The 17,366-nt window shown below is 60.8% G+C and carries 14 protein-coding genes, 1 tRNA gene and 1 pseudogene; 1 reads left to right on the top strand and 15 read right to left on the bottom strand.

Going from position 1 to position 17,366, the window contains the following annotated elements; all coding sequences use genetic code 11:
* From ACEWPL_RS16490 to ACEWPL_RS16460, 7 genes are all read right to left on the bottom strand, one after another.
* Window positions 1-828 (bottom strand): hypothetical protein (locus ACEWPL_RS16490; RefSeq protein ID WP_420744360.1); only part of this gene is annotated, 828 nt, incomplete at its 3' end.
* Between the two features lie 134 nt (window positions 829-962).
* On the bottom strand, window positions 963-1,823 hold the full coding sequence (locus ACEWPL_RS16485) for a transporter family protein (protein ID WP_393929813.1): 861 nt from the start codon (window positions 1,821-1,823) through the stop codon (window positions 963-965).
* 23 nt (window positions 1,824-1,846) lie between these two features.
* Window positions 1,847-2,617 carry a porin family protein gene (locus ACEWPL_RS16480; RefSeq protein ID WP_393929815.1) on the bottom strand — a complete coding sequence of 257 codons (771 nt, stop codon included), beginning with the start codon at window positions 2,615-2,617 and terminating at the stop codon, window positions 1,847-1,849.
* An 89-nt stretch (window positions 2,618-2,706) separates the two neighbouring features.
* The gene (locus ACEWPL_RS16475; RefSeq protein WP_420744361.1) at window positions 2,707-3,903 is read right to left on the bottom strand and encodes a DUF1254 domain-containing protein; all 1,197 of its coding nucleotides are present in this window, start codon (window positions 3,901-3,903) and stop codon (window positions 2,707-2,709) included.
* A 373-nt stretch (window positions 3,904-4,276) separates the two neighbouring features.
* Window positions 4,277-5,833 carry a DUF1254 domain-containing protein gene (locus ACEWPL_RS16470; RefSeq protein ID WP_393929817.1) on the bottom strand — a complete coding sequence of 519 codons (1,557 nt, stop codon included), beginning with the start codon at window positions 5,831-5,833 and terminating at the stop codon, window positions 4,277-4,279.
* A gap of 89 nt (window positions 5,834-5,922) precedes the next feature.
* Window positions 5,923-7,422, bottom strand: coding sequence for a DUF1254 domain-containing protein (locus ACEWPL_RS16465; RefSeq protein ID WP_393929819.1), 1,500 nt, complete (start codon window positions 7,420-7,422; stop codon window positions 5,923-5,925).
* Between the two features lie 42 nt (window positions 7,423-7,464).
* Window positions 7,465-7,866 (bottom strand): helix-turn-helix domain-containing protein, encoded by a 402-nt coding sequence (locus ACEWPL_RS16460; RefSeq protein WP_393929821.1) that lies wholly within the window; start codon window positions 7,864-7,866, stop codon window positions 7,465-7,467.
* A gap of 111 nt (window positions 7,867-7,977) precedes the next feature.
* Here ACEWPL_RS16460 and ACEWPL_RS16455 point away from each other — a divergent pair, with 111 nt between their 5' ends.
* Entirely contained in the window at window positions 7,978-9,009 is a 1,032-nt protein-coding gene (locus ACEWPL_RS16455; RefSeq protein ID WP_420744359.1) for a helix-turn-helix domain-containing protein, read from the top strand.
* Between the two features lie 4 nt (window positions 9,010-9,013).
* Here the strand turns inward: ACEWPL_RS16455 and ACEWPL_RS16450 are convergent.
* The 8 genes and pseudogenes from ACEWPL_RS16450 to ACEWPL_RS16415 form a co-directional block, all read right to left on the bottom strand.
* A pseudogene (locus tag ACEWPL_RS16450) lies at window positions 9,014-9,261 on the bottom strand (helix-turn-helix domain-containing protein); the annotation flags it as partial.
* An 804-nt stretch (window positions 9,262-10,065) separates the two neighbouring features.
* A tRNA-Ser gene (locus ACEWPL_RS16445) sits at window positions 10,066-10,155 on the bottom strand.
* Window positions 10,156-10,210: 55 nt separating this feature from the next.
* On the bottom strand, window positions 10,211-10,930 hold the full coding sequence (locus tag ACEWPL_RS16440) for an alanyl-tRNA editing protein (protein ID WP_393929825.1): 720 nt from the start codon (window positions 10,928-10,930) through the stop codon (window positions 10,211-10,213).
* Window positions 10,927-13,428, bottom strand: coding sequence for a DUF3772 domain-containing protein (locus ACEWPL_RS16435; protein ID WP_393929827.1), 2,502 nt, complete (start codon window positions 13,426-13,428; stop codon window positions 10,927-10,929). Before ACEWPL_RS16435 ends, ACEWPL_RS16440 begins: the two co-directional genes overlap by 4 nt.
* Window positions 13,425-14,456, bottom strand: coding sequence for a cysteine synthase A (locus tag ACEWPL_RS16430; RefSeq protein ID WP_393929829.1), 1,032 nt, complete (start codon window positions 14,454-14,456; stop codon window positions 13,425-13,427). The genes ACEWPL_RS16435 and ACEWPL_RS16430 overlap by 4 nt, the downstream gene beginning before the upstream one ends.
* Window positions 14,457-14,523: 67 nt before the next feature.
* The gene (locus tag ACEWPL_RS16425; RefSeq protein ID WP_393929831.1) at window positions 14,524-15,648 is read right to left on the bottom strand and encodes an NUDIX domain-containing protein; all 1,125 of its coding nucleotides are present in this window, start codon (window positions 15,646-15,648) and stop codon (window positions 14,524-14,526) included.
* A 12-nt stretch (window positions 15,649-15,660) separates the two neighbouring features.
* Window positions 15,661-16,119: a TrgA family protein gene (locus tag ACEWPL_RS16420; protein WP_393929833.1), complete on the bottom strand. Its 459-nt coding sequence runs from the start codon at window positions 16,117-16,119 to the stop codon at window positions 15,661-15,663.
* A gap of 3 nt (window positions 16,120-16,122) precedes the next feature.
* On the bottom strand, window positions 16,123-17,331 hold the full coding sequence (locus ACEWPL_RS16415) for a class I SAM-dependent methyltransferase (RefSeq protein WP_393929835.1): 1,209 nt from the start codon (window positions 17,329-17,331) through the stop codon (window positions 16,123-16,125).
* Window positions 17,332-17,366 lie beyond the last annotated feature (35 nt).

Below are 17,366 nucleotides of genomic sequence, written 5' to 3'. Positions count from 1 at the left end.
CGCGGCCTGATCAGGCCCAAATCCGCATGCTCGGAGAACGCCGCTGGAGAATTTCCACCAGAATCGAGACACAACCATCGCCGCCCCCAGATTGCAGCTCAAGGCCAGAACGAACAGGGTATACGTATTGGGGAATGCCCCCACGAAGCCGATACCCGCTGCGCCGTCCGGATGCGTGACCGTCAGCCGCAATTCCAAAGATGCGATCGACTTCAGGAACAGCGCCACAATGACGATACGCCAAATCCAGCGCGCCACGAGGAAGAAATAAATCGGGCTGCTGATCCAAAGGCACCAGAGCGCAGTGTAGGAAAAGCTCTGTCCGCCGCTTCCGCTGACGAAAGCCCACGAGGTTTCGTCAAAGGCGCGAAGGGTATAGGCCGTTCCAAGCGAGAGAGTACAGGCGACGCCAAAACAGACGATCTCTGCCAGCCGGGAATTGCGGCGGCGAACGGCCAGGGCTGCGGCCGATGCGGCCGCTGCCTTGGAGCCGGGCGCCAGCAATGGCGGACTGAGCAGGGGCCCCAGGACCGAGGCAAGTTGATTTTCCGCGACAGGCTCCATCACGACGAGCAGGCACACTCCGAGCAAAAAGCGTGACAGCACCGGCAGATGCAGCAAAAAAGGCATCTCTGCATAGCTGCCAAAAGCCTGTCCTTCGAAGATGCTGATGACCAGAGGCACGCCCCATGCAATCAGAACGAACAGAAGCGCCCGGGTAACCGGCCGCAACTGATCTTCCTTCACCAGGCCAAGACGCGCCTGCATCCTGTAATAGAGACCGCCGCGCGAAATGCGGGCAGCCTCGATGGTTGGGTCCTCACTCATTTAGCCGACACCCAAGATTCTGCGCAATCTGATGTCTGTCGCGCGGGCGCGATCACGCTTTCGGTGACCGGACGATCGAAGCAAACCCCTGAAACATCTTTGTGCATTCGCATGCCTCGCAAATGTCCGCTCAATCAACCTTTCGGAAACAGGAAGGTGAGAAACGCACGCGCGCCCCAGCCTTCCGGCCCGGTCGGGGTACTGTCGGCCCAATACCGCGCGCCCACGCCGATGCTGACCGGCTGATCGCCGATCCGTGTCAATTTGGAAACCTGTGCATTGATCGGAACCGACCACTCTTCGGACTCCCAGTTGTAGGAGGCTTCGGTGTTGAGCGTGTAGGTCCAAGCAGTGGCCGAAGTATATGAGACGAATGGCTGGAGGAACGTGTTGTTGATATCCGCGCGGCTACTGTCACCACCGACAGACCAGACATGGTTGGCCAGGGCACCGATCGTCCATCCGTCCGACTGCGTCAGCGCGATGGCCGTTGGGCCAAGCCCCCATTTTTCTGCGCCAAGCAGACTGTCCGTCGCTGTCGGCAACACGGCCACCGGTCCAACGCCCCAGATCCATTTGCCAAACGCTGGTTTGACGGGCGAGAAGAACGCGCTGACAGTCGTGTCGCCCAGGCCGAACTGATCGCCTGCACCAGGAAAGATGTCGCTCTGAGACGTGACAGGCAGGATCACGCGCGTGATCAGATTCCAGTCACTGTTCAGTGAGATCGGAATGACCGGCTGGATGTTGAGAGTCGCGCGTTCACCATCATCATTCGGCCCAATATTTGAGTCGTAATTCCATTGAAACGGCACGCTGATCAGTGAGGAAATCGGATTGGCCAGCTTCTTGGCCAGGTCAGCGTCTTGCGCATGAGCTGCAGGAGCGAAAATCATCGATGCACAAGCAGCGAGAATTGCATTTGACTTCCATCCCCACGCTTCGGTGGAGTTTTTCAACATCTTTGACTTTGCTTTGGCGAAGTAGCATTTCATTTTATTGTCCCCAATTTTTATTGTCAGAAACGCAAGGTGATCCCGAGAACGGGTCCATACATTTCAAGTTCAAGATCGGCGGTGCCGCCGTCATAATCGAAGCTCATGTACCGAAACCCGGCATTGGCGCTGACCCGGTCGTTGATTGCGTATTCAACCCCGCCATAGATATCATAAGAAAAATCCGACCCAACGCCGAAACCGCCGATGCTGGCAAAACCTCCCAGAGACACCTTTTCAGTCAGCTCGGTGCGCCCTCGCACACCGATCATCGGGTCGACCCACGTCTTGTCTATCCTTGCGTCGAAACTCGCCCCTACCGGGCCTCCGCCAACCAGCCCGACATCGGTGCGCACATCGACCACCCGGATGCCGCCGTAACCCTGAAGCAGTTTGCCGTTCTGCTCGTACAGCGCATAGCCAAGCGCCGCCGACGCAAGCTGCATTTTGACATCGACAGTGGTTCGCCCGGCGAATGGCCCGCCGAGTGTGCCGCTCTCTGCCAGATCGGTGTAGATGGCATCATAAAGCAGGCTGAGTTTTCCAAACCGGCTTTCGCCCGCAACCATGTAGGTGAAATCGAGCGCTTCAATGATGTCGCCGGGCGTCGCGGATGAATTGGCGGAGTTACCCCCGCTGCCCGTCACTTCTGTATCGACCCACGGCACGAGACCGTAAAGCGTAAGGCTGTTCTGGTACTCTTGCGCCGTGGCCTGAGACGCCGCCATGACGATGGCCGCGGTCGTTGCCGAAGTGAGCAGTCTTGCCACGCGATGTACCGCTGGTTTGTTCATATCGGATAATCCTCACATTGCCGTTGTATCGGCCAGCGAAAGAAGGGCCGTGGTTACTGTGTCCACCTGAACGCGGCCAAGTTGGTTTATCATTCTACCAGTTCGATCTCGCCGGGGCGCCAGGACTTGTCCATCCAGGGCTCAAGCGGGCCATACATCCGCAGGATGGTGAACCAGCTTTTGCCCGGCACCGTTTGAAGCCAGTTGCCTTCGCGGCCTTCGGGCGCCTCCGGCGCGAAATAGACGTCGTAGGAGCCGTCGGCGTTTTGCTGAACCCCGTCGCTCTGGCTCCCCACCGTGGGAAATTTCTGCCCGGTTTGCAGCAACGATCGCGTCTGCGTGTCGTATAGCGTGACGGCCCAGAAGTTGTTGATCGGCACGTCCGGCGGCAGGCGCAGCTTGTAAGTCCTGGATCCGTCAAGCGGCTGTTTGTTGGCATCCAGATAGGCGAGCGCATAGTCGGACCCTTGGCCGACCGTCGTCGCCGCCATCGCTTGCGTCACACCCGTGGCGTTGAAATAGAACAGCACCCGCGCATCCAGACCCATCGCGCCATCGGTCTCGAAGGTCGTGTTCTTGTCGGCATAGGCGGTGGTCCAGGCGCTGTCCGTGTCGGGATAGATGAACACCCCGTCAATACGCGGCTGATACGTGATGGCACGCGCCGTGGCATTTCCGAGGGTCGCCGCCTCGCCCAGAAGCGCCTTCATCCGCGCATCCGGATCGAATGGCTGACCCTTGACGATGCCGATCGCGGCCAGAAGCCCGCGCGCCTCGGCGTCGATCGCATCAATCGGCTCTTCCTGGACCACTTGGTTCAGGCCTTCGAAGAAACTGAAATCGTTCGGCGCAATCGTGTTGTAGCTTTTGCCGGAAAAGTTGATGAATTCGGTTTCGGGCGGATTGTCAGCCTGAGCCAGCGAATAGACCTTGAGGTTGGATTTGATGTTCTCGACCGCAGGCTCAAGGCCCTTCGCGATAGAGCCGCGCAGAAACACGAGGTTGTTGTAAGTGGGGGATTCTATCACGAAATACCCATCCGGCACATCGCCCTGATAGCCCGGCGGCAACATCAGGTATTTGCCGCCCTGCCCCTTGTCCGGGCCAATCGCGCCAAGGTTCTCGACAAATCTGAACCAGGCGTCGTCGACAAACCCAAGCATGCCGGGCGGCAACTCAATGACCAGTGGACCATCCTTTTTCAGGTCCATGTAGCCAAGCGCGTAGAGCGTCGATGTATTGCCTGTCAGATAGAGGGAGTCCGGCTGAAGCAACTGTTCGGTTATCGTGAACTTGTTCGACGCGTCGGCGCCAATGCTTGCGTTGCCCGTCCGCATGGCGTGAAGCGACGCCGCCCCCTGATTGCCCATGAAAACGGCCAGCCCGCGCATCAGATCAAGGTTGTCATAGACCGTTTCCACGGTATCGCCGACCGGCACACCGTCGAAGAATTCCAGCGTCCCGATCGGCGTCTCGACCTTGTCGGGGATCGAGATTGCCTCGAGCTGGGTCTTGGTGACCTCGGCTGACGCGGCAAAGGTCATGAGGGACACCAGGGCAGTCGTTGCGCAAAGACGTCGGGTAATCATTCTGCTTGTTCCTTGGAATGGCCGGGTAAATCGGGGCACCCCTGCGGGAACCCCTTTTATGTCAGGCAGCTTATTGGACCTTCACGACCTGGGGCATCTTGTAGGAGCCGTCCGTCAGCGGCGCGTAGGGTCCATAATATCGCGAGGTGAAGCGGAAACCGTCAGCCGGCGCGGGCAGCCAGTTCTTGGCCTGTTTCGGATCGGTCGGCTTTTCGTGCTGGATGTGGATCACCAGCTTGCCGTCCTCGACCACCAGATCACCGGCGTCCAGCATGAAGCTGTTCACCGTGTAACGGCTGATCTCGTTCGCCACGAAATAGCCATTCGAGTCGTAGATCGGGATCGACCAGAACTGCGTGACAGGCGGCAGATCGTTCATGTCGAAAGTCAGGGTATACTTGTTCTCGCCGCTGAAAGGATTGCCTTCGGAGTCAAGGAAGAGGAACGCGCCACCATGCGAGATGTTCTTGTCGGGGGCGGCCCAGGCCGCATCGGCGATGATCGCGCGGTCCATCCAGCGGGTCTCGAACCCGCCTGCATTGCGCACGACACCCCAGCCATTCATGTTGATCATGTTGGTCTTCAGTGTCTCGCGCACGCTGTCGAACCCGGCCTTGAATCCGGTCTCCAGCGCCTCTTGCTGCTCAGCGGTCAGCTTGGACCAGTCAAACTCCAGACCCTTGCCGATATTGACCGCCTCAAGCTGCTTCAGCATGTCGGATTCCATCAAGGAATCCTGGAGCACCGGCAGCGTCGGGTCGTTCAGGATGACGCTGAGCAAGGTGAAGTATTGTTCGGCAGTCTGTTTGTCGACCTGTCCATATGCATAATCGGGAAGACCGTCGGGAACGGGATAATCGCCCGGCACGATCTCCCGATCTGCCTGCGGCACGCCCTTGCGGTCATTCGCCAGCCAGTCCGCCAGCGGCGTGATCGACACCTGATCCTGATACCCGTTGATCGTCTTGATCTCGGCATCGGCGCCTGTTTCGACGGCCATGCGAACAACGCCGTAAGCGGATTGCGTTGGCCACTGAACGATGTCGGTCGTCGGGAAATCCGCCGGAATGGTATCGGTGAAGCCTGGCGGCACCAGAATATAGGAGCGCGCCTTGGTGCCATTGAAGGGTGAGCCGACAATCATTCGGAAAATGCCATACTGGTCCATTATCTGAACGCTGAAGTACCGGTCCGTAATCTCGGGCACCTCGATGACAACCGGTCCTGCGCGCAGGTCAAGGAAGCCTGCCCCATAAAGGGTGGTCGCATTCGGTGTCACCACGGGATAATCGGGGCTGATCTTGTCGCGCACCCAGGAAAACTGGTTGAGACCGGCGTAAACGATGTTGGACTCGTCGTCGTTCTGCGAATAGATCCAGCGCTGGCCGTAGAAAATTGCCTGCTGCAGCCCATAGACATAGGCCTGTTCGGCGACTGTTTCCAGGTCGGGCGCCGCGGACTTTTCCTCGGCCTGCGCACCAAACGCGAGGCCGGTGAAGGCCAATGCGGAAATGACCTGTGTTGCGAGCTTTTTCGCGGAGGCCACGGCCTCGATCGCGCGTGCCAGAGTTGCACCAATCCGTGTCGTGGTCATCGGCCCGTCAGGAGCCCCTTGAAACTCTATCATCATCACATTCCTTGATTTGATCGCCGGCACGCCTTTGGGCGCGAGGGCGCTCGCGGTATTGCGGCGGGGCATTTGCCCCGCCCATGAAATCATTCAACCAATTCGATCTCGCCGGGGCGCCAGCTCTGGTCGATCCAAGGCTCGAGCGGTCCATACATCCGCAGGATGGTGAACCAGCTCTTGCCCGGAACGGTCTGAAGCCAGTTGCCCTCCTTGCCCTCCGGCGCTTCCGGCGCGAAGTAGATGTCATAGGATCCGTCGGCGTTCTGGGTCATGCCATCCGTCTGGCTGCCGATGGTCGGAAACGGCTGGCCGGTTTGCAATTGCGAGCGGGTCTGGGTGTCATACATGGTGATGGCCCAGAAATCCTTGACGGGCACATCCTTGGGAAGATGCAGCTTGTAGGTCTTGGCCCCGTCAAACGCCTGCTGCTGGGCATCCAGAAGGGCAAGCGCATAGTCCGACCCCTGGCCGGGGCTGCTGGTGGCCATCGCCGGCGTGACGCCGCCCGCATTGAAGTAGTAGAGCACGCGCGCATCCAGATTCGTCGCTCCATCCGCCTCGAAACTGGTGTTCTTGTTGGCGAAGGCGGTGGACCAGACGCTGCCGGGATTGTCCGGATAGATCCGCACGCCCTCGATCCGCGGCTGAAACGTGATGACGCGGGCGGTTGCGTTTGCCAGTGTGGCAGCCTCGGTCAACAGCTTCTTCATCCGCTCGTCCGGGTCGAAAGGCTGCCCCTTGACGATCCCGATGGCGGCGATCGTGCCGCGCACTTCGGGACCTATCGCCTCGATCGGCTCTTCCTGCACGATCTGGTCAAGGATCTCGAAATAGCTGTAGTCACTTGGCAGAACCGTGTTGAACGCTTTGCTCGAGACGTTTTCAAATGCGGTCTCGGCCGGGTTTGCGGCGTTTTTCAGCGGATAGACCTTCAGGTTCGCGGTGATGTTCTCGACCGCCGGCTCAAGCCCTTTCGCGATGGATCCGCGCAGGAACATGAAGTTCCGGTTGGTCGACGGCTCCAGCAGAAAATATCCGTCCGGGATATCGCCATCATAGCCGGGCGGAACCACGAGATACTTGCCGCCCTGTCCGGCATCCGGTCCCGTGACGCCCATGTTGCCGACAAAGCGCTGCCACGCGTCATTGAGAAATCCGAGCATCCCCGGCGGCACCTCGATCACCGTCGGGCCATCCTCGGCGAGATCTGTATAGGTATAGGCATAGAGCGTGGAAGTGTTGGCCGTGACCACGAGCGTTTGGGAATCCATTAATTGCGCAAAAAGGGCGATCCTGTTCGCGCCTTCCGCCCCGGCATCGGCCAGCCCCTTGCGCACGCTGTGCATCGACACCGCACCGACATTGTCGAGAAAGACCTGCAAGCCGCGCATGCGGTCAAGGTTGTCATAGACCGTGGCGACCGTGGCGTCGGTCGGCACCCCGTCAAAGAATTCGAGCGTCCCGATCGCGGTCTCGACCGTATCGGGGATCGAGATTGCTTCGAGTTCGGAAGACGACACGTCCCCGAATGCGGGCCCCATTGCGGCCACAAATGCCATTGCGCTCAAGGCGGTCAGACGTATCATTCTTCAATTCTCCACGAAAAGGCCGTACGGTCGCTCTGAAGGTTATTGATCGCCCGCCTCCAACTCTGCCCATTTCGCGCCAATCGTCTGGTTTCGGCTTTTGCCCTCCGGTTTCGCCCTGAAGGCGCTTGGCGAACAGCCTGCCCATCTCGTGAAGGCACGGCTGAAACCTCCCGGCGTGCTGTACCCGAGTTTGGCGGCGATCTCCTGAACCTGCAGATCCGTTTGGTGCAGCAAGGCGCCGGCAATTTCGAACCGGCTCTGCTCGACCATTGTCCAAAAGCCGATTCCGCGTTGATTCAACCTGCGTTGAAGTGTTCTGGGACTGATCCCGAAATGACTGGCCACGGCTTCGACGGACACCGTGCCAGTCAGAACCAATCCGGCGATGACCGATTTGACCCTGGAGTGTCCTTGGGCGGGATACTTCGTGCAGTGCGGCATGTGTGCTAACCTGAAACAAAGGTCATTGTGCGGACAGGGTGCCCGATTCGCATTTCGAACTCAGACCATTGCGCGCCAAATTTCGCGCAGGCAGGCGAAGGGAGAGTGCGTTTGGATGGTAGGCTTGCGCTCGTCAGGGCAACGCACCTGAGCAATTTTGTCGAGGTGCTACGCGACCTCGGCGTTCCGGTGGATCGCGATCTTGCCCAATCCCGGTTGCCGCCACGAATAGAAGAGACGCCTGATCTTTATGTCAGCGTCCCACTCGCTTTGGAGTGGATTGCCCGGTCGGGCCGCGATTTCCATCCCATGGAGTTGGGGTTTCTGGGTGCGCAGAGAGCGTCTCTGGACTCGTTACGCCCGGCGCACCAAGCGGCCATCGTGGCTGCGCAAACCGGTCTGAAGCGCCTCGAGGCCTTGATCGAAATCACGCGGCTGGAGGACAGTGCCCTCGGCATGAGCATCCAGCCCGAGATGGATGACGTCCGTGTCGTCTGCAGCATGGCAGGTCTCGATCGTCATCTCTTCGTCTGTTTTGCGGAGTGGTTGAACCTGCAGGCGATCATTTCGATCATACGCAGCGTCATGGGCGCATCCTGGTATCCACGCGAAATCTGCTTCGTTTCCTCAAAAAGCCCGCCCGCGGCTGTCCGTGAAGCCTTCCCGAACACCCGCATCCTCATGGGGCAGCCGCATTCATCGGTTACGGTCGCGCGTGCAGAGCTTGCCCAATCCACGGGCATGGAAACGTCACGCTCGCTTGGGGCCTTGTCGTCGATGGAGGTGCGGGATGGCCAATCCGCCTGGGAATTCGTCAGCCTTCTGCGCATGATGGTTCAGCCTTATCTCAACGAGGGCCGCATCGATGTCGCCTTCGCCGCCGAGATCTCGGGTATCAGCACGAGAACATTGCAGCGCATGCTGGCACAGAGCGGCAGTTCATATTCGAAAATCGTTCAGGAGGCACGCTTCGACCTTGCCCGTACGCGCCTTGACGATCCCGACATGAAGGTGATCGATGTTGCGATGATGGTAGGGTACGAGAGTCCACAGCACTTCAGCCGCGCCTTCCGCCGGTTTACCGGCGTCACTCCATCGCAGTATCGCAAGCTGGTCTTGAGACCAGAAACCGGTCCAATCTGAGTACGACGATCCGCATCGGGCCGAGGTGATATTTGCCCCGAAGATAAAGCACCTTTCTCTCATTTTCAGCCCGCGTTCTATTGACGCGCCACTTGGGAATGGGGACGGGTTGACCAGACCAGCTTCGCCGCGCCCAGCATAGGCGTGACGCCATCGATAGAAGCTGGATCGACCTATCCTAAAATAGCGGCAAGTCTTGGTGACGTGACCGATCTCCACGGCGTGTCGCAGTATCCGCAACTTACGCTGAATCTCGAGTTAATCCTTGGTCATGAACATCTCCCTCCTTCCCAAACTGGGGAGGTTAAAGAAAATGTCCCGCGAGTAACGGCATATCTACACCCATAGCGGTCCCCTACTACTTTGCCAGATACCCCTGCTCCTTGAGCCAGTCTGATACCAGCTTGTCCAACAGTGATGAAACGGAACGAGAATCATCTTTTGCCGCTTTTTCAAGCGCCTGCTTGGTCTCCGCCGAAAGACGAAATGATATGGGAACGCTTTTATTCATCATTTGTAGTTATATGTATTTGCCCCGTTGTGTTTCAGCCGCTACATATAACTACATTGGACTACACAAGGCAAGGGTCGAGCCTGAACGAGGATGCACCCCTCACCCCGACTCTGAGCCACAAATCGATCTGAATAGGAGGTCTCTCATGACCTACCGCGCAGTTACCACGCCCTTTTAGGCTTCAGAAGGCCCTCCCGGCGACACTCCCTCTCTCACCTCCATCCTGTTTTCGCGAGTGTCCACCCGAATTGTCCCAGGGGCACCACCCCATTCGATGATCTGGTTCTCTAATCGTTTCGATAGCGTTCGAACCCACCTCAACTGCGGCGCAATCTATTTTTGTCAAGCACCTGAAATAACGCGCATTTTTGAATGCGTCTCGATTTGGGTGAAGGGCGGGTGAAAAGAGACGCGAGGCGTTCGGAGACCAATTTCGGACGGGTGGCCAGTCTCCGAAAGTTGGATGACGTCGTTAAACCCCTTTGAACCAAAAAGAAAAAAGACCCGCACCGGGGTCTCGTCTCGGGTTCGCGATTGGTTTGTGGCGGAGCGACAGGGATTCGAACCCTGGAGACGGTCTCCCGCCTACACACTTTCCAGGCGTGCGCCTTCGACCACTCGGCCACCGCTCCGTTGCGCCTCTTTAACGGGGGGCAACCGGGCAGATCAAGGGCATAATGTCGCTTTTCAATTATCTAGGTGCAGATAGACCCGGCGGTTTTGGCGGCCCTTCTTTTCGATCTTGCCAAGCCGCAGTTGGCCGATCTCGCCGGTGCGGGCCACATGGGTGCCGCCGCAGGGCTGGCGGTCGACATAGGGCGCCTCCGCACCGATCTGGACGAGGCGGATCTGGCCTGCTCCGCGCGGTGGAGCGACGGACATCGTCTTGACCAGTTCGGGGTTGGCATCGAGTTCGGCGCCGGTGATCCAGTCCTCGCTGACCGGCAGGTCGGCGTCGATCAGCGCGTTCAGCTCGGCCTCGATTGCGGCGGGATCCTCGGGGGCCTCGGGCATGTCGAAATCGAGCCGGCTGCGCAGCTCCCCGATGGACCCGCCAGAGACGGGCAAGGGTATGACGACCGACAGGAGGTGCAGCGCGGTGTGCATCCGCATCAGGCGGTGACGGCGGGACCAGAGCAGCGTCTGACGCAGGGCGGTGCCGACCGGCGGCAAGGCCTGCGGCGCGGCGGGGACGAGGACGATGGCGCCCCCCTCGCCCTTGACGGTCGTGGCCACCTCCATGCTGCCGCCGGGCCAGGTGACATGGCCGCTGTCGCCGGGCTGGCCGCCGCCAGTGGGATAGAAGATCGACTGATCGAGAACGACGCCGCCTTCGGCAGTATGCGCCGTCACACTGCCTGGCGCGTCGGCGCAATAGGCATCGTCGCCGAACAGGGGATGCGTCATCGTCCGTCTCCATCGGGATCGCCGGCGCTGTCGCCATCGTCGATGCGCTGTGGCTGACCCGTGCCGGCTGTGTGACTCATGGCGGGCGCCTTGTCCGAGACCTTGGCATCCGGCTGCTCGGTCGCCTTGCGCTGCGCGGCGCCTGCGGCGGCGCCGGTCAACACCTCGGGGTTGCGGAGCCAGATGTCGCGCTGCTGATAGGGAATCTCGATGTTTTCCTCGGCAAAGCGCTTGGCGATCTCATGGTGCATGTCCGACCCGACACCCATGATCCAGTTCACGTCCCGCAGGATCGCCCGGATCTCAAAATCGTAGGAATCCGTGCCGAACGCCCTGAAGAGGACCGTCGGCTCGGGGTTCATCAGCACCATGGGATGGCCTGTTGCGACCTCGCGCAGGATGGCTTCGACCTGTTTCGTATCGCTGCCATAGGCCACGCCCACCTTGACGATCAGGCGGCCCACCGTGCTGCCCTTGGTATAGTTGGTGACCACGCCGCTGACGAGGTCCGAGTTCGGGATGATCAGGTCCGAGCGGTCGAAGGTCTCGATCCGGGTCGAGCGCACCGAGATTTCGCGCACCGTGCCGTGCTGGCCATTCACCTCGATCCAGTCGCCCTGGCTGATGGGCCGCTCGATCAGAAGGATGATGCCCGACACGAAGTTGGAAACGATGTTCTGCAGGCCGAAACCGATACCGACGGACAGGGCACCGGCGACGATGGCAAGGCTGCTGAGGTCGATCCCGGCGCTTGTCACCGCGATCAGCGCGGCAAGGAAGATGCCGATATAGCCCACGCCCGACACGATGGCGTCGCGCGCGCCCGTCTCCATCTTGGTCTTGGGCAAAAGCGAATTCTTGAGCGTGCCCTGAAGCACCCGCGTGACGATGAAACCGATCGAGAAGACGATGGCGAGCGTCAGGAAGATTGTCGGCGATATTGTCAGATCTCCCAGCGTGACGCCGCGCTTGAACCTGACCCAAAGCTCGCTCAGATCCGCAACGCGCGCGCCCCAGATCAGTGCAAAGAAAGGCAAGGACGCCAACGCAAGGATGAACCCGGCGAGCATCGGGATCAGATCCTCGGAGCTTCCCTCGCTCTTGCGCGTGGTCAGCACGTAGATTTCCACCACGACACCGCGCAGCACAAGAAGCGTCGCCAAGAGGATCAAGGACAGGAGCGACGGCATGAGAATACCCATCGCCAGCTTGTAATAGCCGAGGGCGGCCAGCACCGGCGTGCCAATGGCGACGGCGGTCAGAAGCTTGGCCAGAAGCCGGCCGATGCGGTTTCCATAGGTCGTGTTGTGGACGTCCGTATCCTCGCCCGGGTCCGCCAAGGCGCGATAATGCGCAACCAGAAGCCGCGACATCCGGATCAGCAGCAGACCCGCGATGACCATCACCGGGAACGCAATCACCACCTTGGCGGCCGAGGTCCAGCCATTCCCCTCGGCGACTTCACTGATCAAGTAGAGGACCGCAACCACAAGCCCGAGAAGCCCGGCGTAGAGCCGCCCCGAACGCCGTTTGTCCGGCCCCAGCGCAAGCGGCAGACGCCCGTCATCCTCACGCGCAAAGAGACGCAAAGACAGCCAGCGTGACACCAAAAAGATGAAGATTGCACCAAAGAGGCTGTCTAACAGCGCAGTAGAATGCGTGCCCAGAAGATCGCTGATCGTTGCCGCCTGCACCAGCATGACCATACCAATGGTCGGCATCACGACTTCTCCGAGCGACATGATGAACTTGATCAGCCACACCCCCGACGTAATCTTGAGCGGCAGCACCATGCGCACGAGCCATTCGGCCCAGAATCGTCCGCGCACCAGCAGGATGAGGCCGATGAGGCTGAGAAAGGCGACGACTGGCAGGTTCGAGGTTATCTGGGCCCGCTCAGCGGGGCTGTTCAGGCTGGTAACGATTTCGGCCCGCGCGGTGGTGAAGGTGGACACAAGGGTCGAGAACCCCTCGCCCCAATGGGTCGGGTTCAGCGGGGACGGCCCGCGCTCCAGCAGCTCTTCGGTCTGGCGCTCGCGGATGATGCGGTCGACATTGCGGATCATCTCATCCGCTTCGCTATAGGCCAGGTCGGCCTGCCTGACCGGGGCGCGCAAATCGGCCAGCTGCGCGTTCAGTCTCTCGCGCTCGGCTGCGATCTCGGGGCTTTCCTCTTCGCCTTCCGCCGGAGCGGGGCCCAGCGCCCGGATCTGCGCCTCAAGGGTCGAAATCGCGCTGGAATTGATGTTCTGCGCATTGGCGAAAACGCTGCGCCACTCGGCCAGCTGTTCGCGCATGCTCTCGAAGGCGGCAAGAGAGGCGCGCTGGTTTTCGATCGCCTCGCTGGCCCGGTTGGCCAGTGCTTCCCAGCGGTCATAATTCGGTGCCTCGGGGGGCTGCTGCGCGTGAGCGGCGCCCGGAAGGGCCACCATCGCCGCACCGGCAGGCACCACCGCAAGCGTCAGCGCCAGCAGCAGATTGCGCAGCAATGCCATCATTCAGCGAATACCCCGGGGATCGAGCGCGGCGCGCCTTGCATCCAGCCGGGGACCGGCAGGCCCTTTTCGCGCAGGAATTCAGGGTTGAAAAGCTTGGACTGATAACGCGTGCCATAGTCGCAGAGGATCGTCGCTATAGTATGGCCGGGGCCCATTTCGCGCGCCAGCCGCATCGCGCCTGCCACGTTCACGCCCGTAGAGGCGCCCATGCAGAGGCCCTCATGCTCCAGCAGGTCAAAGACGATGGGCAGCGCCTCACTATCGGGAACCTGGTAGGCAAAGTCCGGCGTGAAGCCTTCAAGATTGGCGGTGATCCGCGCCTGCCCGATGCCCTCGGCGATGCTCTCGCCCTCGCTCTCCAGCTCGCCGGTGGTGTAGTAGGAATAAAGTTTGGCACCCATCGGATCGGCAATCGCCACCTTGACCCCCTTGGGCTGCAGCGCCATGCCGACGCCCGCCAGCGTGCCGCCCGACCCGACCGCGCAGCAGAACCCGTCCAGCTTACCGTCCGTCTGCTCCCACAGCTCGGGGCCGGTCGTCTCGATATGAGCAAGACGGTTGGCGGTATTGTCGAATTGGTTGGCCCAAATCGCGCCATTCGGTTCGGTCTTGGCCAGCTCCTGCGCCAGACGCTCGGAATAGCGCACGAAGTTGTTGGGGTTGCTATAGGGCGCCGCCGGCACCTGCACCAGATCGGCACCGGCAAGCCGCAGCATGTCCTTTTTCTCCTGGCTTTGCGTCTCGGGGATGACGATCACCGTCTTAAACCCCATCGACGCGCCGACCAGCGCCAGCCCGATGCCAGTATTGCCCGCCGTGCCCTCGACAATGGTGCCACCCGGTTTCAGATCCCCGCGCGCAACGGCGTCGCGAATGATATAAAGCGCCGCGCGATCCTTGACCGATTGGCCCGGGTTCAGAAACTCGGCCTTGCCCAGAATGGTGCAGCCGGTCTCTTCGCTGGCCCGGCGCAGTTTGATCAGGGGGGTGTTACCGACCGCAGCGGCCAGATCCTCGGCAAAGCGCATGGCGCGTCCTTTCAGCGTTGCAGCGTTAAAGCGTTGGTCAAAGACTTAGGCCCGATGGCCCCCGGACTCAAGCCGCAGCGCGCAGGGCGCGCCGGTTCGCCGCCAGCCACAAAAGCGACAGGATCAGCGGCCCGTTATCGGCCTCGCCAGTCTCGATCAGGCGCATCGCAGCGTTGAAATCAACGAGATGCACGCGGATATCCTCGGCCTCCGACTCCAGCCCGCCAAAGCGCGGCAGGTCATCGGGCAGGTTCGCCAACCCTACGAAATTGTGAAAATACTCAGTTGAATAGCCGGGGGTGCAATAATAGCCCGCAATCGGCAAAAGCCGGCTGAGCGTCAGGCCTGCCTCCTCCGCACATTCGCGGTGCGCGGCCTCTTCGGGCGTCTCGCCCGGATCGACACGGCCTGCCACAGGCTCCAGCATCCAGGGGCGCGGATCGCCGCGCCCGAAAGGGCCCATGCGAAACTGCTCGACCAGCAGCACCCGGTCACGCACCGGATCGTAGGGCAGGACCAAGGCCGCATCGGTCGCCACAATCATTTCGCGGCGGACCTCAGGGCCAAGGTCGCCCCGAAAGCTCGGATAGCGCAGGCGCTGCGTCTCGAAACGGTAGAAGCCGATGTGATTCACCTGCGTCTCCAGAACCTCGACCGTATCTGCGCCGGTATCGGAGCGGATCTCGGCGGGCACACCGGTGGCGGCCAGCCGCGCGGAGGCACGCGCGCGGATCATCGGCATGCGAGAGGCCAGCGTCTCAGCGTCCATGCGGCCCAGATAGGACATCGCCTCGCCCGCGGCGAGACGGCTGAGCGGGCCATACCGCTCTTGCCAGTCGGCCAGATCGAAGGGCGCGCCGGGGGGCCATTGCCCGGGGCGCGGGAAATAGACGCGGGCGCGGCGCGCAGCGCCTTCGCTGATCACATCGACCGGCTTCAGATCATAGCCAAAGCCGCCCTCGTAGAAATCCAGCCGCTCAAGCAGCGCATCGCCCGGATTGGCCAACAGTACGCCGCGCGCCTCCTGCCCCGCCGCCTTGGCGATGGTCGGGAAAACCTGCCCCTCGGCCCAGCTGACCGCGTGATCCGGCAGGACCGCTTCGCGCAGATCGGCGCCAAAGGCCTCGGGGCCAAGCACAATGGCCAAGAGCGCACGATCGCGCAGCGTGCCATAGAGGAAGATATCAGTCATGCCCTGGTCCGCTCAGGTCCAGCGCCGCGCGGCCATCTCGGCCAGAACTCCGCAGACCATGCCGCCGATCAACAGAACGCCGATCAGCGTGGGATCGATCAGGTATTCCGCGTAGTCGATGGCATTCCGGAAAATGCCAATGACAGCCTGAACCGGGCCACTGTACTTGTTCTCCAGTGACTGCTTGAGCATGAGATTCAGGCTCTGGACGAAAAACGCCCATATGGTCAGCGCCAGCACCCCGGTCAGCCCGTTCGCCAACGCATCGATCATGCCGCGCCCCGCCCGGCTGCCGATGACATACCAGCCGCACAGAAGGCCAAGCACGGCGTTCACGTAGTTGAACCAGCCAAAGCCGGTGCCCTCCGGCATGAGCGGCCGCACAAGATCGCTGGCAAGCCAGCCGAGCGCCCCCAGTGACAAGGCTGCGACAAGACGGGCAGCGGTGGGAAGGGTACGCGTGGAAGGCATGTCTTATCCGGGCTTTGCTATGGTGATCTGTGTCACGTCGCAGTTTCCCGCGTGAAACGATCCGGCGCAAGAGGTCAGGTAGAAATTCCACATCCGGCGAAACCGCTCGTCAAAGCCCAGCGCGGCGACGCTGTCCCAACGGTCATTGAAGCGGTCATGCCAACGGCGCAGCGTCTGGCTGTAGCTTTCGCCGAATTCCATGGACCCGGCCAAAGTCAGGCCTGCCCGCTCGACCTCGGCCCGCAGGGCGCTGGGGCTGGGCAGCATGCCGCCCGGAAAAATGTATTTCTGGATGAAATCCACGCCGCGCCGATAGACATCCCAGCGGTCGTCGCTGATCGTGATGATTTGCAGCGTCGCGCGTTTGCCGGGACGCAGCCGCTCGCGCACCGTATCGAAATAGACGGGCCAGTACTGTTGGCCGACGGCCTCGAACATCTCGATGCTGGCGATGCCATCATAGAGGCCCCGCTCGTCGCGGTAGTCCTGCATCTTGAACTCGACCAGATGGGAAAGCCCCGCCTTTTCAATGCGCTCTCGCGCGTAGTTCAACTGCTCCCGGCTGATCGTCAGGCCGGTCACCTTCAGCCCGCGCTCGGCCGCGGCATATTCGGCAAACCCGCCCCAGCCGCACCCGATCTCCAGCACATGGTCCCCGGGCCCCACGCCCATACGGTCGACCATCGACGCGTATTTGGCGATCTGCGCCTTCTCCATGCTTTCCTGGCCCGTCTCGAAAATGGCGCTGGAATAGGTCATCGTATCATCCAGCCAGAGCTTGTAGAAATCATTGCCAAGATCATAGTGATGGCTGATGTTCTTGCGTGCCTGCCCCTTGGAATTGCTGCGCAGCCAGTGGCGCGCCCGCTCGAACGCGCGGACAAGGCCCATGCCGGGGAAGCCGTCATAGACGTCCTCGTTATCCGTGCAGATGAAATCCATCAGCGCCTGCAGGTCGGGGGTGGACCACCAGCCATCGAGGTACGCGTCGCAAAATCCCAGGTCGCCCTCGCGGATCAGGCGGGCAAAGACATCCGTATTGTGCAGATGCACCTCGCCCACCGGGCCGGGATTGGGGCCGTCCGCGCGAAAGACACGCCCGTCGGGCAGCACGAAATCGAGGCGGCCGCGGTTGATACCCTTGGTTTTCTCGAAAACGCGGGCGAAATAGCGCGGCAGGTCTTTCTGGCCGTCGGTCGAAGTCAGGATCATGGCAGTGGTCTTTCCGTTTTTATTGCCCTTATACG

This window comes from Roseovarius roseus (genome assembly GCF_043355935.2).
In the GTDB taxonomy this organism is placed as follows: Bacteria; Pseudomonadota; Alphaproteobacteria; order Rhodobacterales; family Rhodobacteraceae; genus Roseovarius; species Roseovarius roseus.
The sequence above is the reverse complement of the archived record's forward strand: the minus strand, read 5'-3'. Positions and strand labels throughout refer to the sequence as shown.